The following is a 23,455-nucleotide window of genomic DNA, read 5'->3' on the forward strand; positions in this document are numbered from 1 at the left end:
GCTGATACTAGGCTCTCTTCTCGGTAGAAATAGACAGAATGGCTAGGGAACCTGTACCTGTATGGGTAGCAATAATAGGTCCCAACTCGGTCAAGATAACATCGGTTACCTGGTCATTTTCCAAAAGGGTAGACTGAATGTCCTGGGCTGCTGCCAAATCACCTGTGTAAGCGACCATGACCGTTGAATGATCCAAATCAGTCAGGGTACGGTCCAACATCTCACGGACACCTTTTTTACGACCACGCAACTTAGCGACTGCCTCTAGCTTACCTTCGGCATTAAGGGCCAGGAGAGGTTTGATGTTGACCAGGCCACCAATGAGTGCTGCTGCCTTGGACAGGCGGCCACCGCGCACCAGGTGATTGAGGTCGTCAACCAAAAGATAGGTCCGCAAACGAGGGGCTAAGTCCTCAACCAGCTCCTTGACCTCAGCCAAGCTCTTACCCTCCGCACGCGCTGCTGCCGCCTTCATTACCAGATAACCTTCACCGATAGAAGCTGCCTTGGTATCGACAATCTCAATACTTGCTTCTGGATACTGGTCCAAGACCATGTCACACGCAATGACACCGCTCTGGTAGGTTCCGGATAGGGCTGCTGAAAAAGCTAGGTAAAGCACATCTTGTCCTGCCTTAGCAGCCTCTTCGAATACCTCTTCAAATTGACCAACATTGACCTGGCTGGTCGTCGGCTGACTACCCGCCTCCATTTTTTTGAGCAGCTCTGCACTTGTTAGTCGATTTGATCCTACCGTTTCATAGGTCGTTCCGTCCAAATTGATGGTCAAACCGAGCACGGTCACATCATTTTCTGCTAACCACTCCTGTGGCAAATCAGACGTTGAGTCTGTTACAATCTTAAAAGTCACGAATCCAATTCCTCCATTAAATGTTGCAAATCTTGTAAATTTCCTTGGGACCAGGGAGATAATCTAGGCGTGTAGAGGTCCACCTGGTCCACAAATTTATCTAAATCTTTTTTGACCACCCTGGTCCGTTCCTCTAGTTCTCGCGCAGAAACACGCAAGGCACCTTGCGAAAAAACCACCCACTGTTCATTGAGGTCGCTGGTTGCCACCGAAACCTGCCTGCACCGGTTGCTATTAAGCTCTGCACTCAAACGCTCAATATAGCTGTCAGCTGTTTCCTCTTCCTCAGTGAAAATCACCGTCAGCCTGTATTCGTCATAGGTCTGTCGAAGGCCGGGCACATGTTGGGCGTCAAAGACACAGATGATTTCTAAATGTTCAAAGGCTGCGTAATGGGACAAGGTCCTCAGTAAATACGTCCTAGCTGCATCCAGATTTCCCTTCTTAAAATCCTGCTTGGTGGACTGCCAGAAGGCAATCATATTGTAGCCATCGACAATGAGCACTTTTTCCTTCATCAGATTTTCTTCCGAAACACTTCATACATGAGAACAGCGGCTGCCACACTGGCGTTAAGGGATTGGACATGTCCCTTCATAGGAATAGTAATCATCTCATCCACCTGTTTTTTGATATTGGGCGAAATCCCCTTACCTTCGTTGCCAATAATCAGCGCCAACTTACCAGCTGTATTCCACTTGTGGCTTGGAGTTCCGTTCATATCGGTACCAAATACCCAGAAACCAGCCTCCTTGAGCTTATCAAGGGTTTGACTAAGATTGGTCACACGGGCAATGGGCACATGGGCCACCGCACCTGTCGACGTCTTGGCCACAACCGGCGTCACGCCAACGGCACGATGCTTGGGAATGATAATCCCAGCTACCTGAGTAGCGTCTGCCGTCCGCAAGATTGAGCCGAAGTTGTGGGGGTCTGTCAGACCATCCAAGATGAGAATAAGGGGATTGTCTTGCTGCTCTGCTATGTCCAAAATAGTCGAAAGTTCCGCATAGGCAAACTCAGACACCCGCAGGACAAAGCCTTGGTGGACCGCACCTTCTGTCATGTCAGACAGGGTCTTTTTGGGCATCCAAGAAATGGACACCTTCTTTTCTGCTGCCAGATTTTTAATTTTTTCTACATTTTTACCGCGCAGGTCGTCCTGGATGTAGAGCTTGTTGCCAGTGTTGGCCTCCAAACTCTCCACAACGGCGTGCACGCCATATACGATGTCATTTGTTTCCATATTGCCATTATAGCATAGATTGCCCGCAAAAAAGGTCAAAGTCACTTTTGACTATCGATTTATTTTCTAATCTTGACTTTCCCATCTCCCTGTGGTATCCTTATCTCAAAAATTGTCCGTACAAGCGGAACTATTAAGGAGAACTTATGTCGATTATTTTAGGTATTGTTGCAGGGCTTGTAGCCTTTGCTATTGGTGGTTTGTGGTATGGTTTGATTTTCCGCGATGCTTGGATTAAGGCCTCTGGCATTGATATGAAAAAGATTGAGGCTGATCGTCAGGCTGGTAAAAATGGACAAAAAGAAATGATGCTGTCTGTCATTATCGAGGTCATCTTTGCGGTCTTGTTAATGATTTACATCCAAACACTTGGCGTATCACCACTTCATGCAGCAGGTGGCATGGGTGTATTCGCTATCATTTCATCGCTGAAAAATTATTTATTTGAGCAACGTTCTATCCAGCTCATCCTTATCAATGAAAGCTACAAATTGGTCTGCTACTTGGTAGTTGGTGTCCTAGCTCTATTTGCATAACCATTCCCCTCCTAGCTTTAGGAGGATTTTGTTTTGTGGTACAATAGAAAGAGAACAAGACCAAAGGAGCTATCATGTCAATCTCCCTCCGCACTATCAAACTGATATTTGCCACCGTCCTAGCCGTTTACCTAGCGACAGCGCTGGGATTGTCCTATGCGACGTCGGCTGGGATTATCGCCATCCTCAGCATCTTGGACACCCGCAAGTCCAGCTTCAAAATGGCCCGTAACCGTCTCTTTTCCACCCTCCTGGCCCTGACCATAGCCGTCCTGACCTTCGCCCTATTTGGCTTCGGCATCTGGACCCTAGGCATCTACCTAGCCCTCTACGTCCCCCTGGCCTACCATTTCAACTGGGAGGCAGGTATTGCCCCATCAACCGTCCTCGTCACCCACCTTATGCTGGAGACCAATCTTTCTCTCGCTTTTTTGGGAAATGAGCTGACGCTTTTTCTGATTGGGGCAGGACTGGCACTTTTGTTTAACCTCTATATGCCCTCACAAGAAAAGCAAATCGAGGCCTACCACGACCAAGTCGAAGACCTGCTCAAGCAGATTCTCCTGCGTTTTGAGGCCTTCCTGCTCCAGGGAGACGGGCGTAACGAGGCAGAATTGATCAATCAGCTGGACCAGACCCTGGAAGAGGCCTTGAAAGTCGTCTACCTGGACCGCCACAACCAGGTCTTCCACCGCACCAATTACCAGGTACATTATTTTGAAATGCGGGCTGCCCAAAGCAAAATCCTGCGGACTATGGCAGGAAATATCAACAAGTGTTTACTGGAAGGCAGAGAAAATGTCATCCTGTCCAGCCTCTTTGAGCGAGCAGCCCAGCAACTGAGCCGAGAAAATTCTGCCAAGGAACTACTCCTAGACATCGAGCTCTTCCATGCCACCTTCCGCGAGCGACCTCTACCACAAACCCGAGAAGAATTTGAAACCCGGGCCACCCTCTTCCAACTCCTACACGATATGGAGGCTTTTATTCGCCTCAAGGTTGATTTTTACGAAGTCTATAAAGACCAAGAACCGTCAGTTTAAGCCGACGGTTCTTCTACTTTTCCATGAAATTCATCTGACACTTGGTTGTGCAAATGCACGAAAGATAGGCCCATCATGACCGCATTCCCTGCGACTGCAATCATAAATTCTTCCTTGGAAGATACCTTTCCTAGCCAAATGGAGAGGATTAAAATGAGATTGTAAAGCAAAATATAAAGAGCCGTTATACGAATTTTTCTCAGTAGCTTCTTCATAAGGGGACCTCCTGTAAGTGTTTTCTATATTTATTATATAGAATTTAACAAAAAAAAACAAGTATTTATGCGTTCTCAACCCCAAAAAACCGCCAGATTTTCATCTAGCGGTCAGGTGTTTTATGAACGATTTTAGAAAGGTTAGACAATCGCCTTGCTTGTTTCATCATTGAAGAAGTGAGCCTTGTTAAGGTTGAAGGTCAAGCGAACAGTTTCGCCTGGGTTGTGGTAATCACGCGCATCAACGCGAGATACAAACTCTGTGCTACCGACTTTAGAGTAAAGCATGGTTTCTGCACCGAGAAGCTCAGATACCACCACTTCTGCTTCCACGATAGAAGAAGGGTATGTGTCTAATTCCAACTGAGAAGCCTTGATGTCTTCTGGACGGATACCGAGGGTAAATGATTTGCCATTGTAGCCTTTTTCTTCCAAGTGTTTGCGACGTCCTTCTGGAAGATCCACTTTGAAACCATCTCCAACAAGAACGCCATCTTGAAGCGTAACTGTGAAGAAGTTCATAGCAGGGCTACCGATGAAGCTAGCAACAAACTTGTTAACTGGGCGGTTGTAGAGCTCTTCTGGGCTACCGATTTGCTCGATACGACCGATTGTACCTGTACCTGCTGGGTTTTTAGTCGCAGACATGATAACGATACGGTCAGCCAAGGTCATGGCTTCTGTTTGGTCGTGGGTTACGTAGATGGTTGTTGCTCCGATACGGCGGTGGATTTTTGCAATCTCTGTACGCATGGATACACGCAGTTTGGCATCCAAGTTTGACAAAGGTTCATCCATCAAGAATACTTTTGCGTCACGGACGATAGCACGACCCATGGCAACACGCTGGCGCTGACCACCTGACAAATCGGCTGGCTTACGTTGCAAGAATTCTGTCAAACCAAGGATTTGAGCAGCTTCTTCTACACGCTTTTTGATTTCGTCCTTGCTGTATTTACGCAATTTCAAACCAAAAGCCATGTTGTCAAATACAGTCATGTGTGGGTAGAGGGCATAGTTCTGGAATACCATAGCGATATCGCGGTCTTTTGGAGCCACATCATTCATGAGAACGCCATCGATGTAAGCTTCCCCTTCTGTGATATCTTCCAAACCAGCAATCATACGAAGCGTCGTAGACTTACCACATCCTGAAGGACCTACGAATACGATGAATTCCTTGTCCTTGATGTCCAAGTTGAAGTCTTCAACTGAGTAGTGCTCGCTGTTTGGGTATTTTTTGTAGATGTTTTTTAAATTCAATTGAACCATGTTCAATCCTCGCTTTCTTTGATAGTTATATTATAAATGAAAGCGCTTTTAAGTGCTAGGTCAAGGTATACAAAAATAGCAAGACGATTTTGTGCAACTCTGCCAAAAATCCTTCGCATTGAAAAAAGGCTGGGAAAATTGCCCAACCTTTGTTCCTATCAATCCTATTTTACAGTTGCAGTGCTTGTGATCACTTCTACGGCTTTCTTCACAGCGATGTCGTGTTTAAGCATTTCTGGTGAAAGCAAGCTACGAACTTGTGCCACTTCCATCTTGTAAGTCGCTGCCAAGTCTTCGATTTCTTTGTTGATTTCTTCTTCAGTTGCTTCGAAACCTTCTGCTTTCGCTACTGCTTCAACAACCAAGTTTGTCTTAGTGCGTTTTTCAGCATCTGCTTCGTATTGTTTATGAAGGTCTTCACGAGTTGTACCAGTGATTTGGAAGTACATGTCTGGTGAGATACCTTGTTGTTGCATACCACCCAAGAATTCGTTGATTGCACGGTGAACTTCTTCGTGGATCATTTCTTCTGGCAATTCAACGATTTCAGCGTTTTCTACAGCCAATTCAAGAGCTGCTGCTTCAACTGCATCGTCAAAGGCAACTTCTTTTGCTGCTTCCAATTCTTTACGGTACTTAGCTTTCAACTCATCAAGTGTTTCTACTTCTTCGTCGATGTCTTTTGCCAATTCGTCATCCAAAGCTGGAACTTCTTTTGCTTTTACTTCGTGGATTTTTGTCACGAAAAGGGCTGGTTTACCAGCAAGGTCAGCTGCCTGATAGTCTTCTGGGAAAGTCACTTCAACGTTTACTTCTTCACCAGCTGCGTGGCCTACCAATTGTGCTTCGAAACCTGGGATGAATTGACCTGAACCAAGTCCAAGTGAGAAGTTCTCACCTTTACCGCCGTCAAATTCAACACCGTCGATTGAACCGACGAAGTCGATCACAACTGTATCGCCTTCAGCTGCTGGACCTTCTTTGATAACCAATTCAGCCAAGTTGTTGCGTGCAGCTTCGATTTTTGCGTCAACTTCTTCGTCTGTTACTTCTTTAGTAGCTTCTACTGAAACTGCCAAGTTTTTGTAGTCACCCAATTTTACTTCAGGTTTGGTCACAACTTCCGCAGTGATTGTCCAGTCTTGACCTTTTTCCATAGACACAACGTCGATTTTTGGTTGTGCAACTACTTCAAGACCAGCTTCAGCAACAGCTGCTTCATAAGCTGCTGGCAATAATGCATTTACGACATCTTGGTACAATGACTCTTCACCAAATTTTTGGTTGAAGACGGCACGTGGCAAGTGACCTTTACGGAAACCTGGAAGATTGATATCTTTCTTAACTTTGTTGAAAACGCGGTCCAATTCTGGTTTGATGGCATCTTGACCGATTGTGAAAGTCAAAACGCCGCGGTTTGTTTCTTTTGCTTCAAATGATACAGACATTCTGTCATTCTCCTTAAAATTTTATTGCATACTCTTCATTATAACACAATTGACAAGGATTTCAACGATTTTATAACGGACTTTTGGGAAATAGCCGAGCTTCTGCCCAATCCCCTAGTCTGGTTGTTGACCGTCATGGGCTAGCCATTTGCAGTCTGTCAAGGTCATTTCTGAAAAGATCGCTTCAAAGGAAGAGTCTTCTGGCGAGCAGGCATAGATACCGAAATGGATTTTACCATTGCCTTCATACAGGTGGCAGATTCGCATCTGCTCAAAATGAATACCGTCTTTGGAGTTTTCAATGCAAAAATCACTGCCACGTCGGCTCAAACGGTAATAAATTGACTTGACAGAAGCAGGAATTTCCTGGGTTGCCCAGTCTGAAAAGCCCTGATTGGTCACAACGCTGCCCAAGTGCTGAAACTCCTCATTTTCATACTCAATCGAGCCCTTAATCCAGTTTTCCGAATCCTGATAAACCACGACACCACAATGGTCAAAGCGGGTATGACTATTGGAAAAATCTGTCTTAACCGTAAAGGAGAAATACTCTTCCTCCGTGTCCATCAGGAGCAGGGGAGCGTTGTCATTGACAAAATGGTAGTAGGTCTTCTGCCACAAGTCCGTATGGGCTTGGGTTGTGATTCTGATTTCCTTGTCTGAAATCTGGTAGTTTTCCGGTTCTCGTACCCAGTAAAAATCTTTTGTGTTCATTTGATTTCCTTTCGTTTTAGATTATTATACAGACAAAAGATAAGGAAGACAAGTAACTCAATCAACTCTTTCAAGAGCAGGCTAAGGTGATTTTGGGGACTTTGCAGGCCTTGTATATGCAAGAGTAATAGGGACTATTCCTCCAAAAAGTCTATCAAGGCTGTTGAAAAGTCATCTGCATTTTGGAAGATAGACCCGTGACCTGCATTGGGATAGATGATGAGTTGACTGTTTTTGATTTTCTCATGCATGATATAAGAGTTCTCAGTCGGAACTTGCATATCCTTGTCACCGTTGACGATCAGCGTTGGTTGCGTGATAAAGGTCATATCGTCTTGAGGATCTCTCCCCCAACGTTTGATCGCCTTCAGCTGGGTTAAAAATCCTGGGATATTCATGTCCTTGTCTGCATACTCAGCTTTTCTTTCTCCCATACGACCCAAAACTTTTTCAGCTTCCAGACGGCCTGCTTTATCGTGGTTGTAGAAAATATAGCGTTTTGGATCCACACGCTCCAGACCTGCCTTCAGCATATAGCGGAAGGTTTTTCCTGTCACCTTATCGACTTCAACACCCCCACGAGGACCTGTTCCTGCAAGAATCAAGCGGTTAACCATTTGACTATCAAGACGAACGATTTCTTGGGCAATAAAACCACCCATGGAAAGACCGAGCAGGTTAATTTTCGTATGCCCCAAAGCCTTGATAATAGCATGAGCCTGCTCTGCCATTCCTGGAATCGTAGGAGCTACCTTGCCTTGACTGGCTCCGACGCCAGGCAAATCAAGGACAATGACATGCTCTTTTTCAGCTAGTAAGTCTAGCAATTTTGGATCCCAGTTATCCAAGGTTGCGGCCAAGTGGACTAACATGACCAAGGGCAGTTTAGACTTGCCCTTGCCTAGTTCACGGTAGGCAATCTGATTGCCAGCGACAGTAATGTATTGATTTTTAGTTGTGATATAAGACATAAGAATTCCTACTATTTAAAACTGAGGACAGTTTTTCCACGTGAGCGACCGTTGGCTACCTTGTCCAAGGCTGCGTTGACTTCTTCAAATGGGTAAACGGTGTCGATAGACGGTTTGATTTCTAGCTTGCTGAAAATGTCTGCTACTTCTTGTAGCTGTTGACCATTGCTTTCTACAAAGACGAAATGGTAGTGTACTCCGTAGCTTTCCGCCATTTTATCAAACTTGCGACCAACCAAGCCAAAGAGGATTTGTTTCCATTTTGGTAGGTTCATGCGTTTGGCAAATTCGCCATTTGGCATGGCACGGAGGGAAACCAGCTGACCACCTTTTTTCATAATCGACATTTATTTTTCAGTTTCTGCACCACCAAGTGTGTCCAGTACATAGTCGATTTGGGAGAGGGTTTTGGTGTAATCTTCTGTCTTGTAGTCGATAAACTGGTCAGCTCCCAGTGCCAATACCCGCTCTGCATTTTCCCCGTCACCGTTGGTAATAACCGTCAATCCCTTGGCTTTGGCAATCGGAATAGCCATACCACCGACACCGCCTGTCCCACCTGAGATGAAAATGGTCTTGCCAGCTTCTGCACCCATGAGGTCCAATGCCTGCATAATGGTCAGGGCAGTCAGGGGAACGGCAGCCGCTTCCACATCCGTCAGATAGGCAGGAACTTTAGCAAGTGCAGCAGCCTCCACCGCTACATACTCGGCAAAGGCACCGATATTGTCGAGAGGAAGACGACCAAAGACACGGTCACCAACTGCAAAATTGGTCACGCTTGAGCCGACTTCTTCCACCAAGCCAACGACCTCATTGCCCGCTGTTTGTGGCAATTTGTAAGGGACAATCATCTTGACATCTCCACGAGAAATCATGTTGTCCAAAGGATTGACACCTGCTGCGGTCACTTTGATAAGGACCTGGTCTGGTTTGATGTTTGGCTTAGCAATGTCTGTTAGGTTAAGTACGATATTGTTTTTGTTATAAGATGTATGTTGTGCTGCTTTCATGGTTTACCCCTTTTTTAAACGACTTGTATCTGATACAAGTCCAAGTTGTGCGAAATAGAAACTGACTTGTAAAAGTCAGTTGGATTTTTTTGCCTCTTGATACAAGTTAGCAATGACCTGGGCCAAGCTTTCTTGGGATAATCTATCCTGCAAATCCTGCTCAATGGTCGCAAAGATTGGCTGGACAGCCCCTGCAATGTGCCGACCAACTGGGCAGGATTGATTGGCGTGTTGGTGCTGCTGAAAGAGCTGGATATGCGTGACTTCCTGGGTGGCATAGTAGATGTCCAGGAGGCTGATGTCCGACGGATCCTTGCTCAACTCATAGCCAGCCTTGCCCTGATGGGACTGTATGATGCCTGCATTCTTCAAGAGAGCGATGACCTTGCGGATATAACTGGCATTGGTACCGACACTGGTTGCCAAGGCCTGCGACGTCATGACATCACTACTCTCGCTAATCATGGTCAAGATATGCAAAGCTACTGAAAATTTGGTATCCATGGAAATCCTCTCTTTGAACTTGTATCAACCACAAGAACAAGTTTAGCAAAAAGAAATCTACTTGGCAAGGATTTTGTATTCAAAAAAATCACAACCTTCTGGCTGTGATTAATTTTTCCGTATTTGATCTTCCAGATAAGCTGCACGGGCACCGCCGATCAGTTTAGGACGGCTGGCAAGAGCTGTAACATGGGCCTGGCCGATCTCACGCAAGCTAGGTCTAATCGGAACTTGTACGTGCTTGATATGCATGCCAATAGCTGTGTCGCCGATGTCTACACCAGCCTGAGCGGTGATAAACTCGACTTCCACCGGATCCTTCATATACTTGAAGGCCGCCAGCTGACCTGAACCACCTGCATGAAGGGTGGGTAAGACATTGACTATTTCCAGGTCCTTCTGGATTGCCAATTCCCGCTCCACCACCAAGGCACGATTGAGGTGTTCACAGCCTTGGACAGCTAGATAGATACCTTTTGGCTCCAGGATTTCCAAGATGGTTTCAACAACCACCTCACCGACTTCCAGACTGGAGTTTTTACCGATGTGTCCTCCGATGACTTCACTAGAGGACAATCCAAGGACAAATATCTGCCCCTTTTGAAGATTGCTGAGTTCTAGGACCTCTTCGACAACTTGCTTGGTCTCTTCCTTAATTTCCTTTAATGACATGATTTACTGCACCAATTCTTTCTATTGCCTGAGCCAAGATGTAACCAACTACCAGACCAACTGTGTTTTGCAAGGTATTGCTTAGAACACTTTCAATGGCTTTCAGGTCATTAAAATAAAGTCGAGAAGCTAGATAATAACCTCCAACCATGCTAATACTCGCTAGAGCAAGCCCAAGATAACGACTTTTACCTTTCCATCCTGCAAAATAACCCTGAGCACCGTGGAAGACTAGACTAAAGAATGCCCACTGGGGATAGCCCAGCAAGAAATCTATCAGCAAACCTGCCAAACCGCCAACAATGGCTCCTTCTTTCTTGCCCAAGTAAAAGGCTGTAAAGTAAACTCCCACATCCAAAAGTGTGACAAAGCCGGATAGGGTCGGCATATGAACATGGGCCAAGACCAGGGTCAAGGCTGTTAAGATGGCTAATAATACTAATTCTTGTGTTTTTTTATTTCTCATATTGAATCACCCCATAATCATCTGATTTTTCAATCGCCGCATGGACAAAGTCCTTGGACAGCCTGACTGCCTCGAAAGGTTCTCTTCCCAGCAAAAGCTGACTGGCAATGCTGGACGCAAAGGTACAGCCTGCCCCTACATTGTTTTCTGACAACAGAGGCGACTGGAGCACCACCACTTCCTGACCCTCGTAGAAAACATCCACAGCCTGCTGATCGCCCAAGCGATTGCCTCCCTTGATGACCACCGCCTTGGCTCCCAAGTCATACAAGGCCACTGCCGCCTGCTTCATCTCCTCCACCGTTTTGATGTCTTTTTGGAGCAATAGCTGAGCTTCTGCCAGATTTGGCGTGATCATACTGACATAGGGAAGGAACTTCAAGAGTTCATCTCGCAACTGGCTGACCTCAGTATCATGCGTTTCCTTGCAGACCAAGACTGGATCCAAGACCACAGGAATCTCCTGGTGAGCCTTGATAAACTCCAAAGCCTGCTCTGCTATGTCCACCGTGGGAAGCAAGCCAATCTTAATCGCAGAAAAGGGCACATCCTTCACACTAGCTAACTGCTGGGCAAATACCGCAGCCTCCGTCGGAATGACCTCGAAACCTTTGTCCGTCATGGCTGTCAAGCAAGTCACCGCCACAAACCCATGCAGCTTGTGGACAGCGTAGGTCGTCAGATCCGCATGGAGACCGCCACCGCTGAAAATATCGTTGCCCGAAAGCGCCAAAATATACTTAGTCTTCATAGATAATCTCCTTTAGATAGAGGCCGTTACCTGCCGCAGTCGGACCCGCCAAGCCACGATCCTTTTCTGCCAAAATCCGCTTGATTTGCCCAACGGGCATGCGACCGTTACCGATTTTCAGTAAGGTCCCAACCATATTCCGCACCTGCTTGTACAAAAAGCCATTGCCTGAAAAGGTAAAAATCAAAAACTGACGCCGCTGGTCATACTCCATTGTCGCCGCTGTGATGGTCCGTACCTTGTCCTCCACCGAGGTCCCCGAAGCTGTAAAACCTGTAAAATCATGGGTCCCCACCAAATCCTGAATGGCTTCTTCTATCAAGCTCAAGTCCAAATCATATGGGTAAAAGGTCGCATAGTGCCGCATCATGGGATTCTTAGGCCTCCCAATATCCACCAAAAACTCATAGGTCTTGCTGTGCTTGGCATAGCGGCAATGAAAATCATCCGCTACCTGCTCCACACTGACCACATCAATATCCTCAGGTGTTTGAGTATCCAGGGCAAAGCGGAGCTTCTCTGCATCTCGACTGCCTGCCAAGTCAAAATGAATCACCTGACCATAAGCGTGCACTCCTGCGTCTGTCCGACCTGCACCATGCACTGTCACCGGCTGGCCACTGTTTAGTCTTTCTAGTGTTTTTTCGATTTCTTCCTGAACTGTACGGGCATGGGGCTGGCGTTGAAAACCAGAAAAGTCATGGCCGTCGTAGGAAATAATTGCCTTAAATCGTGTCATGTTCTGATTGTAGCACAAGCAAACTTGGAAAAACAAGGCTATAAATCAACAACTGTCCTAGTACAGATTGAAGTGACAACTTCAGTCATTGACAGCTTTCCAAAAAAAGAATATAATGAAGGAAATAATTAGAATTATTATAAAAAGAAAAGGAGGCCGGAATGGAGCTACATTCTCACCTGAATGCAGAAAACCAAACTGCCTTTGAGCATGTTATTCAACACTTAAAGGAAAAAGGTGTTCGCATTACAGAGACCCGTAAGGCCGTTGTAGCCTATATCATTGAAAGCGACGATCACCCAAGTGCTGAAATGATTTACAAGGACCTCCTGCCCAACTACCCTAATATGAGTTTGGCAACGGTTTACAATAACCTCAAGGTTCTCTTGGAAGAAGGATTTATCACCGAACTCAAACGAGCAAATGACACGACGACCTACTATGACTTTATGGGGCATGAACACCTCAATGTTATCTGTGAGAAATGCGGAAAAATCACCGATTTCATGGACGTGGAAATTCCAAGTCTCAAGCGCGAAGCCCATGAACAAACTGGCTATAAGATTACCAAAGAAGTCCTGTCCATTTACGGTGTCTGTCCCGAATGTCAACTGAATAGCTAGAAAGCGACTCTGTCGCTTTTTTTATTTCCCTTTGAATTATCAGAATAATCTTATTTAGAATTATTCTAAAAATACTTGACTTTCTTTTTAGAATTGTTATAATTAACTTAGTTTAAATGATAACAATTCTAAATAAGGAACAATAAACTATGACACTCGTAACCAACCTCAAACAATACAGTCACATCATCACAACTGCTGTCTGCCTAATATTTATCCTAGTAGGGATAATCCTGTTACAGACCGAGCAGGGATGGGCACCCAGCCTCTTCATTTCAGCCTTTGTCATCGGGGGCTACCAGTCAGCCAAGGAAGGCATTTCTGAGCTGATTTTCGACAAGCACCTGTCTGTTGACCTCCTCATGATTTTGGCGGCGATCGGCTCTGGTCTAATTGGCTACTGGATGGAGGGAGCCCTGCTCATCTTCATCTTCTCCCTGTCTTCTACTCTGGAAGAATTAGCCATGGAAAAAAGCAAGAACGCTATCGCTGCTCTCATGAACATGACACCTCCAACTGCTCGTAAAATCGAGGAAAATGGTGACATCACTGTTTTGGATACGGCAGCCATTCGCATCGGTGACCTCTTGCAAGTTCGCAAGGGCGACACGGTTCCACTGGATGCTACTCTCATCAGTCCGCAATCCATCTTTGACGAATCCATGATTACAGGCGAGCCGCTCCCTGCGGAAAAAATGGCTGGACAGGCTGTTATCGGCGGTACTATTAACCAAGGTCCAACGGTGACCGTTCAAGTTACAGCTGAAAAAGGCGACGCCCTCTTTGATAAAATCGTCCAAATGGTTGAAAATGCCCAAGAATCCAAATCAAAAACAGCGACTTTCATTGAAAACATGGAAGATACCTATGTGAAAGTTGTTTTGGTAGTGGTGCCGCTCTTTATCCTCTTTGCTCATTTTGCTCTGGATTGGGACTGGTTAACCGCCTTCTACCGTGGCATGATTCTCTTGACCATTGCTTCTCCATGTGCACTTGTGGCTTCTTCTTCACCGGCGACACTTTCTGCCATCAGCCGTGCGGCACGCAAGGGCATGATTATCAAAGGAGGCGACATTGCGGATAACATCGCCAATTTAGAGGCCATCGTCTTTGACAAGACCGGTACCCTGACCATTGGTAAACCTGAAGTTGTTGGAGCGACCTATCTTGGCGATGAAAAACTTATCAAGCAGGTTGTTCAGGCAGTTGAAAAACAATCGAGTCACCCAATCGCTCAAGCTCTCATGACCTATACGGCTAACAGCTCTGCTATTGCCCTCCAAAGCCTAGAAGACGTGACCGGTAAAGGATTGGTGGCGGTCTATGAGGGCGACAACTGGAAAATCGGTAAGGCGGGTTTTGTGGTAGATAGTTTGGTAAGTCCGCTGTCTGCTGACTTGCTGACGCAAATCGATGAGGCGGAGAGCACTGGGAAAACCCTGGTTTATGTCAGCCAAAATGATGTGCTAGTGGCGATCTTCATGGTGGAAGACAGTTTGAAGCCTGAGAGCAAGCAGCTGATTGCCCAGTTGAAAGAGATGGGGGTGACACCAATTCTCTTGACGGGCGACCAAGAAAAGACCGCTCGTTATGTGGCGAGTCAGGTCGGTATTGACCGTGTGATTGCCAACTGCCTGCCTACAGACAAGGCTTCTGTTATCAAAGAACTGCAAACCGAGTTTGCATCTGTCGGCATGGTCGGCGACGGTATCAACGATGCTCCTGCCCTTGCCCAAGCCAATGTCAGCTATGCTATGGGAAGCGGAACGGACATCGCTATGGAGTCAGCTGACATCGTACTCATGGAAGATCTGACGAGAATTCCTTACTCCATTCGTCTCTCTAAGAAAATGCGGGGCATCATCAAGCAAAATATCGTCTTTGCCCTGTCTGTCATTGCACTTCTTATCATCTCTAACCTCTTCCAGTCTATCAACCTACCACTTGGTGTGGTGGGCCATGAAGGATCAACGATTTTGGTGATTTTGAATGGGTTGAGACTCTTGTATTTTAAATAGCAGAAAGCCGCCAGCTACTTGGGGCGGTTTTCTTATTATTTTTTTTAAAAAAACGCTTGCATTCCAAAAATTATTGTTTTATAATAATTTTGAAGATAATATTATCATAAAACAATAATAATTGGAGGTTTGCTATGAAAACAAATCTACTCAAAACAGCAGGATTATTAGCTGGCTGTGTTCGCTTTTTCTTCTATTTTTTGATTGCTCTCTATGCCTTCTTTACATTGGCAGGTTTTAGCGGGGATTCTTTTGTAACACGTTCTTGGGAATACACTTTTAACAAATCTATTGACCAGATTGGTGTCTGGCTCATCCTCTTATCAAGTGGATTAATCTTAATCGTCTTGGCGGCACTCAGTCATATTGCCCACCTGATCCAAAAGCTATGTAAGCTACTTCTGGAAGACGATTATTTCGCCTCATCTAGCCTAGCACTCTATCAGAAACTCTTGTTCAGTTTACTAATTTTGACTGCTGGTCAATTTGGCCTAACTACTTTGATTGCCCTGACAAATGCTGCTGGACCAAACAACTTCCTCAATCTACGTTGGTCTGATTTTATCCTCAATGCTCTCTTTATCTTCCTGACTTATTTTGTCTGGACCTTAGTCCAAAAGGGACAAGAACTTGAAACCGAGAATAGCGAGTTTATCTGATATGGAAATGATTCGCGTAAACTTAGACAAGGTCCTCAAAGACCGACAAATGACTTCCAAGGACCTGGCAGAGCAAGTCGGCATTACCGAAGCCAACCTGTCCATTCTCAAAACAGGAAAGGCCAAAGGCATTCGTTTCAATACCCTGATGAGCATCTGCCGAATCCTAGACTGCCAACCAGGAGATATTTTGGAATATGTGCATGAAGACAACTAAAAAAAGAAAAAGCCTAGGGCTTTTTCTTTTTTTAGTAGGTCGCCAAGCGTTTTTCCAAATGTACCTGTCCGACAGCATACAAGGTACAGATAACCCAATAAATAAGGGCCACACAGATGTAGACGGTCATATAGTCCGACTTGGCTCCGCCGACTATCTTGGCCTTATTGAAAATCTCTGGCACCGTAATCATAGCTGTCAGAGAGGTACTTTTTACCATGTCTAAGAGAACATTGCTAAGGGGTGGAAGGGCAATGCGAAAAGCTTGAGGAATGATGATTTTTCGGTAAATCACATTGGTCCGCAAACCCAGGGAACGCGCCGCTTCCCATTGCCCCTTATCAATGGCTGAAAGAGATGCACGAATAATTTCAGAAATGTAGGCACTGGACATGGAGGTAAAGGCGATGATAGAGGCTGTTATGGCATCTAACTGCAAGCCCATAAAGGGCAGACCAAAATAGATGAAGAAAAGAAGAACCATGAGGGGAATGCCACGCATGAGAGAAATATGGGTCATAGCCAACCAACGCAAGGGTCCAAACTTAGACATCCGCATGAGGGCTACAAAAAATCCGCAGAAAGTCCCCAAGGCAAAACCAATTAGGGATAGGGATAAAGTGTAGGGAAGTCCCTCCAAAATCTGTGGAATAGCCTCTCTTGCAATATCTGCATTAAAAACTGCCTGCCAGTTAATATCCATATCTTCTCCTCTTTCCTAAAAACCATATAGACCTTGCCAGTCTGGGACTGACAAAGTCTATACAAGATGCATTTAATTTGTTACGAGGTCTTATTCAACTTCGATAACTGGCAACTCATCTGCATTTTCAACAGGAACTGTCAAGTCTTGTCCTGCATAGTATTTCTCAGAAATTGCCTTCAAAGTTCCGTCAGCTTTCATTGCTTCAAGAGCTTCGTCAATTTTTTCTTTCAAACTTGTGTCAGCCTTGCTCATGACAATACCTTGTTCAGTTGGATTGTATTTTGCATCACCCATTTTTACCTTGATGTCTGGGAAGTTGGCATTGACCCATTTGATGGCCATGACTTGTGTGTAGTAGTCGTTTGGAATGAAGTCTGTACGACCTGTTGATACATCACGCAAATAGACATCGTTGGTTACGTTGTCATAGATCACTGGCTCTGCACCTTGCTTTTCAGCAATTTTCATGTACTGAGTACCTGCGCCACCACCTGCTTTTTTACCTGTCCAGTCGCTCAAGTCAGCTGCTTCGATTCCTGATGAACCATCTTCACGAACGATGTAGCCACCAACTGAATACTTGTAAGGGATAGAGAAGTTGTACTTTTCCTTACGTGCTTCTGTCATGTCAAAGTTGTTAACAGAAATATCGACCTTACCACTATCAACAGCTGTAAAGGCTTCTGCCACACCGATTTCTTGGTATTCGATTTCCAATTTCAAACGTTTACCAATTTCATTGATCATGTCAATTTCATATCCGACCAATTCTTTAGCATCGTTGTAGTAAGAAGTTGGGAAGAGGGTTCCTGGTGTAGCAACTTTCAAGACACCAGCTTCTTGTACTTTTTTCCATTGAGTCTGTTCAGCAGAAGAACTGCTAGTATTCGAACTTGAGCTAGAACATGCTGCCAAGGTCAAAGTAGAAACCAAGAGAGCTGAGGCCAAAACTTTTTTTAACATAAAACAATCTCCTTTGGAAGCCATAGCTTCCTTTTTTACTTTTTCGGTGTTAACCCACCAACTTTTACAGGTTAACATTTTGAAAACGTTTTGGCAAATAATTGAACTGAAAAATAGAGAAATTATAAATGAAGAAGTCCAGCTTGTTCTAACTGGTCTGCCACATAGAGTAACAAGTCTTCTCGACCTTTGGCTGCTGTCAATTGGATGCCGATTGGTAAACCATCCGCCCGCACATAAGTTGGCAAAGAAATGGCTGGCTGACCGGTAATGTTTGCCTGCTGGGTAAAGGGTGTCCAGGCCAGACTTTCTGCAAACATCTCCCAAATCAAGCTCTGCTGCTCTGCCATTTCCAACTCCTGAATATGCAACAAGCGGTCCAGCATCTCTTGTGTGTGAGTGAACTGGTCTAGCTTGGGAGCCACATCTGCCACGGTCGGTGTCAGAATGAGGTCGTAGTGCTGGTGGAAGTCCGCCATGCTGGCACTGTAGCGGTCCCAATCCTGCAAGACCTTGGAGTAGAGTTTGGCTGGAACGGTCTGTCCACTCTGGTAAATGGCCCAGGTCATGACTTCCATGTCATCAGGTGTCATGGACCGACCCAACCCTGCCTCTATCTCTTCAAACATCTGGGCCGTCTCGACGCTGTTCATCAGATAATAGGCCTGCATGACTTCGATACCGTCCAGGATAGGACTTGATAGCTCTGTGACTTGGTGTCCCAAGGCTTCCAGCTGAGGCAGAAGGAACAAGACAGCCTGTTGGGCATCAGTGGAAACCGAACTACCAATTGGCGATTCTAGACTGTAGGCAATTTTCAGGGGCTTGTTCCTGGATGAAAAGAGAGACTGCTCAGGTAGAAGAGCCAAAGGAAAGGGAGCCTCGACTTGATAGGTCTGCAAGTGATAGAGGAGGCGTTTGGTATCGCGAACCGACTTGGTCAGAGCAAAGTTGCTGGAAGCTCCCTGCCAGCCACGATAGGAATGTGGGCCGACCGGAATACGGCCCCGACTGGGCTTTAGACCAATCAAACCGTTGAAAGAGGCGGGAATGCGAATAGACCCTCCACCATCCGATGCGGCTGCCAAAGGCACCATACCAGAAGCTACTGCTGCAGCTGCACCACCGCTAGAGCCACCTGCATTGCGACTAGGGTCCAAGGGAAGATTGACAGGACCATGTAGGCTAGAATCCGATATGTTCTTAAAACCAAACTCTGGCGTATTGGTCCGTCCCAAGATGATAAAACCCAGGTCCTTGAAAGCCTGCACCAGTCTGTCTGTGTAACCTGCACGGTAATCCTGAAATAGACGAGACCCTGCCGTTGATAAGTGCCCTGCTTCATTTTGCCCTAAATCTTTCAACAAGAGAGGAACTCCAGCAAATGGTTTGCCCAGATAGTCTTCTTTCTCCGCTTCTTTCAAGGCAGCTTCATATTGCTTGCTGACAACCGCATTGAGGTCGGGATTGAGTTTTTCAATCCTGTCAATGGCTTCTTGCACCAACTCCTTGGCAGAAACCTGTTTTTGATTGACAGCCTGGGCCATAGCTGTCGCATCTTTCCATTTCATAGATTTCCTCCTAGATTCCATATTTTTCCATAGACTGCTTGATGGTCTTTCCGAGCGCCATAAAATCAGCCATGTTGTCCGACGAAGGATAAAAGGTAGTCAGAAAAGCCCCGTTTTCAATCAAGACATGCTCAATTCGTGTTTTCATATCCTCCACCGTCACATCCTGACCTACCAAGTCTGACAGATTGGCCATCGAATTCGGATTTACTTGCGGAAATCTGTCCGATACTTCTTGCGGAGCAAAACTTGCTGCATAAAAATCAGCCACCACTTGCCCTCGTTTGACTTGATTGCCTGACACACTGATATAGGCAGAAATGGCAATGGCCTCTTGGTAAATCCGCTGGGCCAATCCAGCAAACTTCCGCCCCTTGATACTAAGGTCGTAGGTCCCAGGACAGTAGGAAGTTGCCACCTCACCACTGACCACCTCAAAGGGAAAATCCGAAAGCGCCTGAGCAATCAAATCCACCATGACCTGATAAGACTCCCGCAAATCGACCTTATGACTAGCAGGATTGGGCAAAATCAGAGTGACATTCAAAATCCCCTCATCCGCAACAACTGCCAGACCGCCCAAACTCCGAATAATAGGACTGTAGCCTGCCTGACCAATACTGGCTAAGCCCATGTCCAACTGGGAAACCTGACTGTCCATCCTTCCCAGAATGACCGTTTGGTCCATGGGCCAAAAATGTAAAATCCCTGTATTGGACTGACGATTGACCTCGCGCAAAAAGACCTCAGTCCACACCAGTGGCCCCTGTTTCAAACCCGTCAAGCCAGACCGATCTTCGTATTTCTTTATGGCCACATTCTCAACCCAAGATTTCATCCGTAAGCGTTCTCTTTCCTTTATTAAACTTATTTTATCACAAACATTTGAAGGGACTAGAAAATTTATCCCAAGATTATGTTAATACTCAATTAAAATCAAAAAAAAGCCATCTTCTAATCACTTTGGACGTTAAACGTTTAGATTGAATGCGTTTAAATCGCTAGTTTTGATTTTGGTTGAGTATAAAAAAAATCAATCATTAGAAAATAATCTCAATAAATCAAAAAATAGACTTGCTGAATCAATCGACATAGCAACATAATTCCTTTTTAAATTATGGGAACATGTTAAAAGTTTCTGTGAAACATTTCAATCATCAAATCAACAAAATCTATTTTTATAATTTTAGAGTGCAATTTCTAACGATTGAGGAATTGCTCATAACTCTCTCTTATTTTGTACCACGCTGATCCTTCTCAACGGATTTCAATATCTTGACAGATAAATAGGCATAAAAAAGAGAAAATACAATTAAGGCTATCCAACAAATAAATATGTTATGTGGATTATCAGAAATACTGTTAGTTGCATTGGCTAAATATAATAACGCATCTAATCCAAATCGACTGACCATTCCGTTTGTGAGGAAAGCCAGAGTTCCTTCTAATTGAATTTGTCCTGAGAATAAAAATTGTAAAAGAATAAAGAATGGCATAATCGTCATTGCTTGCTCAGTATTTTTTACAATCGATGATAACAAGATTCCTAACACATCTGACGCATAAATTATTAAAAAAAATGTTAAGAAATAGGAGAAGAATCTTAATAAACTTAAGTCACCAAATCGAGACAATTCAGAAATTTTTGACCCATAAAACAAAAAGACTACGGTCATAATAATAATCGCTTCTAACAAGGAAATAAGAGCCTGAAAAATTAAATGTGCAACAATATATGACGACAATTTCATTCCAGACCGATACTCATGTTTGATAATATCGCGTTCTTTGCAAATAACCGTTATAGAATTAAACAGACCAATCCAGATGCATGAACAGGCGAGTATAAAAGATGTTTGAGCAATAGCTGAATTACCGGTCCAAAAATCTGAGTTAAATCCATTTTTTCCTGAAACTAGACAAGCTACAACTGCAATAATCAAAGTACTCAAAAAAGAATACCAACCTTTTGAATATTGAAATGACCTTCTAAACTTACCAAAATATATTGAAACCTGTTCCTTACTTGATGCGTAATCCATTACCTTATCCTCCTCTTTGGTCTAAATACTTTTCATATTTTTGAATATAATAATCTGGTTCATCTTCAATTTTGGATACAACTAACTCTAACTGATCTGTCTTGAAAAATGTAAGAGCTTCTTCAACAGATCCATAAAATGCTAATTTTCCACAATGTTCACTCTCACTCTTAGCCAATACAAGAACCTTATCAAATAGTTTCGGCGTCCGATCTGGATTGTGTGAAATAACAATAACAATCTTCTGATTGTCTGCAATGGATCGCAAACTAGACATAATTACGCGAGCGTTGCTGCCATCTACTCCAGAATCTGGCTCGTCCAAAATAAATACAACAGGATCGGAAATGTACTCAGTTGCGATACTAAGACGTTTCTTCTCACCTCCGCTAAGCTCTGAAACTAAACTGTCACGCTTCCTTGATAAATTCACCGTTTTCAAAACTGTGTAAATCTTTTGCTCCAACAAGTTTTCATCTCTTACAAAATCCCGAACCAACTTCATCTCTGCAGCATTTCTAAGCGTCATATATACTGTATCTTTTTCTCTATGAAGACTAAACTGAGGAACATTTGCAATTGTTCGCTTCACCATATCAAAATCCTCATATAGATTATTCTTTCCAAGTAAAATCGTCGCATCTGCTTTCTCATTACCCATAATGGCATTGATAAGAGTCGTTTTTCCAGCCCCTGACCCTCCAAGAATCAAAATCATTTCTCCGGGATTAATTGAAAACTGTATGTCCGACAATAGCTTTTTGCTTCCCGCACTGCGTTCCCGAATATTAACCTTTAAGCCCTCCCCATGTTCTAACCCATGGATATTTTCCGCAAGACTACTTTTTTCAGACTCTTGTAATTCATCTTGGAAAAACAATACACCACCCAACATAATGAATAATCTGTGATTATAGTTAATTAGGTCCCCATCCCTTAAACGACTTCTTGCTGAAATGTGTATTTTATTGACAGTTAATTGCTCTGTTTCACTAGGCTTGATGAATATCAGACCATCTTGATTCATTTCTAGAAATTCAGCTTTTATTTCTTGAAGCAAGTCGATACTTAACTCGGCTGACTTCCACTTCACATTTTCTTGATTCATCAAACTGAATATATAGCAAGTATCATCAATCCTCAAACAATCACCATTAATAAAATAGTGTTTTTCTCCAACAGAAAGCATACTAGAATTTACTTGTACTTGAAAACGCATATTCTGGTAATAGTATCCTAAGTAATCTTTTGCCACAAATCCTTTATCAGCTTCTAGTACAAAAGAATCGATTTTCAGCGTTTCCACACCATCAATGGTCACTTTAAAGATTAATGGTACCAAATGAGTATTTCTAATTTCTTCACCTTTATTTAAATGTACAGAAACCGTATCTTTCATTCTATCCATGATTTGACTTACATTTGAAAAACGATTTGAAACCTTTTGTTTTATAGTTTCTCCTTGATAAAATAAGTTTTCCAAAGGGACTGATATCTGAATTTTAGCACCATCATTATTCACTAATTCACCACAAAAACCGCAATATTTCCAACCTATCCCAAGCGTTTGAGAACATCTATAGCAAGTTCTCTTCACCAAATATTTTTCAATCATGGCTCCTCCCTACTTGACAACGCACCACAGTACGTGCAAAATTGATGGTTATTAGCTATTTTGCGACCACAAGATAAACAATTTTTGCTTTCATATAATTCTGCATCAATTCTCTCCTGTATTTCCAACTGAGTATTATACAGTTCCTTTATTCGGGTTAGTTCTTTTTGAAATAATGTTCCTTCCCGAATTTCTTCTGGATGACTTTCAATAAACTGAATTCCTATAAGCCTATATAAGTCATCAATCATTTCTTGTAGTTGTTGAATCTCTTTTTTCTTCTTATTTGTCTCTCTATTCTTTTGTTGTTCAGAAATGACATCCTGAGTTGTTTCTTTAACGTGTTCACCAACCTGTGAAACCTTTTCCTTTAATTGATTAATAAAACTCATCAAGATCCTCCTCAATACAGATATCGTCAGTGTTACAAACACATTATTCAGGTTACATAAAAATTTTAATCTATCATTTTTGTAAGCTAATACTTTATCGAAAAACAGCGTATTAGTCTATTATTTCATCAAACTCTTTTCGAAATAGCTAATATTATAATACCAAAAATTCCATGTTACAGTCAATA

General features: G+C 43.9%; 26 protein-coding genes and 1 pseudogene. 6 read left to right on the top strand and 21 right to left on the bottom strand.

Features of this window, described 5'->3' with window-relative positions; genetic code table 11:
- Positions 1-7: 7 nt before the first annotated feature.
- The 3 genes from ACHBID_RS08880 to rlmB are packed head-to-tail and all read right to left on the bottom strand — an operon-like array spanning position 8 to position 2,117.
- Complete coding sequence (locus ACHBID_RS08880) at positions 8-871, bottom strand: DegV family protein (RefSeq protein WP_105111363.1); 864 nt, start codon at positions 869-871, stop codon at positions 8-10.
- On the bottom strand, positions 868-1,389 hold the full coding sequence (locus tag ACHBID_RS08885; RefSeq protein ID WP_105123580.1) for an NYN domain-containing protein: 522 nt from the start codon (positions 1,387-1,389) through the stop codon (positions 868-870). The genes ACHBID_RS08880 and ACHBID_RS08885 overlap by 4 nt, the downstream gene beginning before the upstream one ends.
- Positions 1,389-2,117 carry a 23S rRNA (guanosine(2251)-2'-O)-methyltransferase RlmB gene (gene rlmB / locus ACHBID_RS08890; RefSeq protein WP_394732160.1) on the bottom strand — a complete coding sequence of 243 codons (729 nt, stop codon included), beginning with the start codon at positions 2,115-2,117 and terminating at the stop codon, positions 1,389-1,391. Before rlmB ends, ACHBID_RS08885 begins: the two co-directional genes overlap by 1 nt.
- A 146-nt stretch (positions 2,118-2,263) precedes the next feature.
- Between rlmB and ACHBID_RS08895 the strand changes: the two genes are divergently transcribed.
- Together ACHBID_RS08895 and ACHBID_RS08900 are read left to right on the top strand one after the other, a co-directional pair.
- A complete protein-coding gene (locus ACHBID_RS08895; RefSeq protein ID WP_105111365.1) occupies positions 2,264-2,653 on the top strand; it encodes a DUF1761 domain-containing protein in 390 nt (129 codons plus the stop codon).
- 74 nt (positions 2,654-2,727) lie between these two features.
- Positions 2,728-3,696 carry an aromatic acid exporter family protein gene (locus ACHBID_RS08900; RefSeq protein WP_394732161.1) on the top strand — a complete coding sequence of 323 codons (969 nt, stop codon included), beginning with the start codon at positions 2,728-2,730 and terminating at the stop codon, positions 3,694-3,696.
- Here the strand turns inward: ACHBID_RS08900 and ACHBID_RS08905 are convergent.
- The 11 genes and pseudogenes from ACHBID_RS08905 to truA all read right to left on the bottom strand — a co-directional run bounded on the left by ACHBID_RS08905 (position 3,693) and on the right by truA (position 12,461).
- Positions 3,693-3,911 (bottom strand): hypothetical protein, encoded by a 219-nt coding sequence (locus ACHBID_RS08905; RefSeq protein WP_002942208.1) that lies wholly within the window; start codon positions 3,909-3,911, stop codon positions 3,693-3,695. The two genes, ACHBID_RS08900 and ACHBID_RS08905, sit on opposite strands and share 4 nt — an antisense overlap.
- A gap of 141 nt (positions 3,912-4,052) precedes the next feature.
- Positions 4,053-5,183, bottom strand: coding sequence for an ABC transporter ATP-binding protein (locus tag ACHBID_RS08910; RefSeq protein WP_394732162.1), 1,131 nt, complete (start codon positions 5,181-5,183; stop codon positions 4,053-4,055).
- A 164-nt stretch (positions 5,184-5,347) separates the two neighbouring features.
- Positions 5,348-6,631, bottom strand: a complete 1,284-nt coding sequence (gene tig, locus ACHBID_RS08915) for a trigger factor (RefSeq protein ID WP_394732163.1) — start codon at positions 6,629-6,631, stop codon at positions 5,348-5,350.
- A gap of 114 nt (positions 6,632-6,745) precedes the next feature.
- Positions 6,746-7,345, bottom strand: coding sequence for a DUF1349 domain-containing protein (locus ACHBID_RS08920; RefSeq protein WP_394732164.1), 600 nt, complete (start codon positions 7,343-7,345; stop codon positions 6,746-6,748).
- Positions 7,346-7,479: 134 nt separating this feature from the next.
- Complete coding sequence (locus ACHBID_RS08925) at positions 7,480-8,316, bottom strand: alpha/beta fold hydrolase (protein WP_394732165.1); 837 nt, start codon at positions 8,314-8,316, stop codon at positions 7,480-7,482.
- An 11-nt stretch (positions 8,317-8,327) separates the two neighbouring features.
- Positions 8,328-9,329 (bottom strand): annotated as a pseudogene (locus ACHBID_RS08930) (NADP-dependent oxidoreductase).
- A 75-nt stretch (positions 9,330-9,404) separates the two neighbouring features.
- Positions 9,405-9,833 carry an Rrf2 family transcriptional regulator gene (locus ACHBID_RS08935; RefSeq protein ID WP_172066956.1) on the bottom strand — a complete coding sequence of 143 codons (429 nt, stop codon included), beginning with the start codon at positions 9,831-9,833 and terminating at the stop codon, positions 9,405-9,407.
- Between the two features lie 108 nt (positions 9,834-9,941).
- The gene (locus ACHBID_RS08940) at positions 9,942-10,505 is read right to left on the bottom strand and encodes a TIGR01440 family protein (protein WP_394732166.1); all 564 of its coding nucleotides are present in this window, start codon (positions 10,503-10,505) and stop codon (positions 9,942-9,944) included.
- Positions 10,486-10,971 carry an ECF transporter S component gene (locus ACHBID_RS08945; protein ID WP_394732167.1) on the bottom strand — a complete coding sequence of 162 codons (486 nt, stop codon included), beginning with the start codon at positions 10,969-10,971 and terminating at the stop codon, positions 10,486-10,488. The genes ACHBID_RS08940 and ACHBID_RS08945 overlap by 20 nt, the downstream gene beginning before the upstream one ends.
- Positions 10,961-11,722 (bottom strand): bifunctional hydroxymethylpyrimidine kinase/phosphomethylpyrimidine kinase, encoded by a 762-nt coding sequence (locus ACHBID_RS08950; RefSeq protein WP_394732168.1) that lies wholly within the window; start codon positions 11,720-11,722, stop codon positions 10,961-10,963. The genes ACHBID_RS08945 and ACHBID_RS08950 overlap by 11 nt, the downstream gene beginning before the upstream one ends.
- A complete protein-coding gene (gene truA, locus ACHBID_RS08955; RefSeq protein ID WP_394732169.1) occupies positions 11,712-12,461 on the bottom strand; it encodes a tRNA pseudouridine(38-40) synthase TruA in 750 nt (249 codons plus the stop codon). Before truA ends, ACHBID_RS08950 begins: the two co-directional genes overlap by 11 nt.
- Before the next feature lie 161 nt (positions 12,462-12,622).
- Here truA and ACHBID_RS08960 point away from each other — a divergent pair, with 161 nt between their 5' ends.
- The 4 genes from ACHBID_RS08960 to ACHBID_RS08975 all read left to right on the top strand — a co-directional run bounded on the left by ACHBID_RS08960 (position 12,623) and on the right by ACHBID_RS08975 (position 15,978).
- Positions 12,623-13,084, top strand: coding sequence for a Fur family transcriptional regulator (locus ACHBID_RS08960; protein WP_394732170.1), 462 nt, complete (start codon positions 12,623-12,625; stop codon positions 13,082-13,084).
- Positions 13,085-13,233: 149 nt separating this feature from the next.
- The gene (locus tag ACHBID_RS08965; protein ID WP_394732171.1) at positions 13,234-15,102 is read left to right on the top strand and encodes a heavy metal translocating P-type ATPase; all 1,869 of its coding nucleotides are present in this window, start codon (positions 13,234-13,236) and stop codon (positions 15,100-15,102) included.
- Positions 15,103-15,236: 134 nt separating this feature from the next.
- Complete coding sequence (locus tag ACHBID_RS08970; RefSeq protein WP_014637450.1) at positions 15,237-15,761, top strand: hypothetical protein; 525 nt, start codon at positions 15,237-15,239, stop codon at positions 15,759-15,761.
- Position 15,762: 1 nt separating this feature from the next.
- A complete protein-coding gene (locus ACHBID_RS08975; RefSeq protein ID WP_014637449.1) occupies positions 15,763-15,978 on the top strand; it encodes a helix-turn-helix transcriptional regulator in 216 nt (71 codons plus the stop codon).
- 31 nt (positions 15,979-16,009) lie between these two features.
- Here ACHBID_RS08975 and ACHBID_RS08980 read toward each other — a convergent pair whose 3' ends face one another.
- The 7 genes from ACHBID_RS08980 to ACHBID_RS09010 form a co-directional block, all read right to left on the bottom strand.
- The gene (locus tag ACHBID_RS08980; protein WP_014637448.1) at positions 16,010-16,681 is read right to left on the bottom strand and encodes an amino acid ABC transporter permease; all 672 of its coding nucleotides are present in this window, start codon (positions 16,679-16,681) and stop codon (positions 16,010-16,012) included.
- A 90-nt stretch (positions 16,682-16,771) separates the two neighbouring features.
- Entirely contained in the window at positions 16,772-17,647 is an 876-nt protein-coding gene (locus tag ACHBID_RS08985) for a transporter substrate-binding domain-containing protein (protein WP_394732172.1), read from the bottom strand.
- 122 nt (positions 17,648-17,769) lie between these two features.
- Positions 17,770-19,218: an amidase gene (locus ACHBID_RS08990; protein ID WP_394732173.1), complete on the bottom strand. Its 1,449-nt coding sequence runs from the start codon at positions 19,216-19,218 to the stop codon at positions 17,770-17,772.
- Positions 19,219-19,228: 10 nt separating this feature from the next.
- Positions 19,229-20,056, bottom strand: a complete 828-nt coding sequence (locus tag ACHBID_RS08995) for a lipoate--protein ligase family protein (protein ID WP_394732174.1) — start codon at positions 20,054-20,056, stop codon at positions 19,229-19,231.
- A gap of 394 nt (positions 20,057-20,450) precedes the next feature.
- Positions 20,451-21,260 (bottom strand): ABC transporter permease, encoded by an 810-nt coding sequence (locus ACHBID_RS09000; protein ID WP_105206370.1) that lies wholly within the window; start codon positions 21,258-21,260, stop codon positions 20,451-20,453.
- 4 nt (positions 21,261-21,264) lie between these two features.
- On the bottom strand, positions 21,265-22,875 hold the full coding sequence (locus ACHBID_RS09005) for an ATP-binding cassette domain-containing protein (protein ID WP_394732175.1): 1,611 nt from the start codon (positions 22,873-22,875) through the stop codon (positions 21,265-21,267).
- On the bottom strand, positions 22,872-23,267 hold the full coding sequence (locus ACHBID_RS09010; RefSeq protein ID WP_044677158.1) for a zinc ribbon domain-containing protein: 396 nt from the start codon (positions 23,265-23,267) through the stop codon (positions 22,872-22,874). Before ACHBID_RS09010 ends, ACHBID_RS09005 begins: the two co-directional genes overlap by 4 nt.
- Between the last annotated feature and the right edge of the window lie 188 nt (positions 23,268-23,455).

The sequence above is a fragment of the Streptococcus sp. A25 genome (assembly GCF_043674095.1).
Lineage (GTDB): Bacteria > Bacillota > Bacilli > Lactobacillales > Streptococcaceae > Streptococcus > Streptococcus suis_V.

Coding starts and splice junctions, on each gene's coding strand:
- ACHBID_RS08885 (WP_105123580.1), bottom strand. CDS start 1,389: ATGAAGGAAAAAGTGCTCATTGTCGATGGCTACAATATGATTGCCTTC.
- rlmB (WP_394732160.1), bottom strand. CDS start 2,117: ATGGAAACAAATGACATCGTATATGGCGTGCACGCCGTTGTGGAGAGT.
- ACHBID_RS08895 (WP_105111365.1), top strand. CDS start 2,264: ATGTCGATTATTTTAGGTATTGTTGCAGGGCTTGTAGCCTTTGCTATT.
- ACHBID_RS08900 (WP_394732161.1), top strand. CDS start 2,728: ATGTCAATCTCCCTCCGCACTATCAAACTGATATTTGCCACCGTCCTA.
- ACHBID_RS08905 (WP_002942208.1), bottom strand. CDS start 3,911: ATGAAGAAGCTACTGAGAAAAATTCGTATAACGGCTCTTTATATTTTG.
- ACHBID_RS08910 (WP_394732162.1), bottom strand. CDS start 5,183: ATGGTTCAATTGAATTTAAAAAACATCTACAAAAAATACCCAAACAGC.
- tig (WP_394732163.1), bottom strand. CDS start 6,631: ATGTCTGTATCATTTGAAGCAAAAGAAACAAACCGCGGCGTTTTGACT.
- ACHBID_RS08920 (WP_394732164.1), bottom strand. CDS start 7,345: ATGAACACAAAAGATTTTTACTGGGTACGAGAACCGGAAAACTACCAG.
- ACHBID_RS08925 (WP_394732165.1), bottom strand. CDS start 8,316: ATGTCTTATATCACAACTAAAAATCAATACATTACTGTCGCTGGCAAT.
- ACHBID_RS08935 (WP_172066956.1), bottom strand. CDS start 9,833: ATGGATACCAAATTTTCAGTAGCTTTGCATATCTTGACCATGATTAGC.
- ACHBID_RS08940 (WP_394732166.1), bottom strand. CDS start 10,505: ATGTCATTAAAGGAAATTAAGGAAGAGACCAAGCAAGTTGTCGAAGAG.
- ACHBID_RS08945 (WP_394732167.1), bottom strand. CDS start 10,971: ATGAGAAATAAAAAAACACAAGAATTAGTATTATTAGCCATCTTAACA.
- ACHBID_RS08950 (WP_394732168.1), bottom strand. CDS start 11,722: ATGAAGACTAAGTATATTTTGGCGCTTTCGGGCAACGATATTTTCAGC.
- truA (WP_394732169.1), bottom strand. CDS start 12,461: ATGACACGATTTAAGGCAATTATTTCCTACGACGGCCATGACTTTTCT.
- ACHBID_RS08960 (WP_394732170.1), top strand. CDS start 12,623: ATGGAGCTACATTCTCACCTGAATGCAGAAAACCAAACTGCCTTTGAG.
- ACHBID_RS08965 (WP_394732171.1), top strand. CDS start 13,234: ATGACACTCGTAACCAACCTCAAACAATACAGTCACATCATCACAACT.
- ACHBID_RS08970 (WP_014637450.1), top strand. CDS start 15,237: ATGAAAACAAATCTACTCAAAACAGCAGGATTATTAGCTGGCTGTGTT.
- ACHBID_RS08975 (WP_014637449.1), top strand. CDS start 15,763: ATGGAAATGATTCGCGTAAACTTAGACAAGGTCCTCAAAGACCGACAA.
- ACHBID_RS08980 (WP_014637448.1), bottom strand. CDS start 16,681: ATGGATATTAACTGGCAGGCAGTTTTTAATGCAGATATTGCAAGAGAG.
- ACHBID_RS08985 (WP_394732172.1), bottom strand. CDS start 17,647: ATGTTAAAAAAAGTTTTGGCCTCAGCTCTCTTGGTTTCTACTTTGACC.
- ACHBID_RS08990 (WP_394732173.1), bottom strand. CDS start 19,218: ATGAAATGGAAAGATGCGACAGCTATGGCCCAGGCTGTCAATCAAAAA.
- ACHBID_RS08995 (WP_394732174.1), bottom strand. CDS start 20,056: ATGAAATCTTGGGTTGAGAATGTGGCCATAAAGAAATACGAAGATCGG.
- ACHBID_RS09000 (WP_105206370.1), bottom strand. CDS start 21,260: ATGGATTACGCATCAAGTAAGGAACAGGTTTCAATATATTTTGGTAAG.
- ACHBID_RS09005 (WP_394732175.1), bottom strand. CDS start 22,875: ATGATTGAAAAATATTTGGTGAAGAGAACTTGCTATAGATGTTCTCAA.
- ACHBID_RS09010 (WP_044677158.1), bottom strand. CDS start 23,267: ATGAGTTTTATTAATCAATTAAAGGAAAAGGTTTCACAGGTTGGTGAA.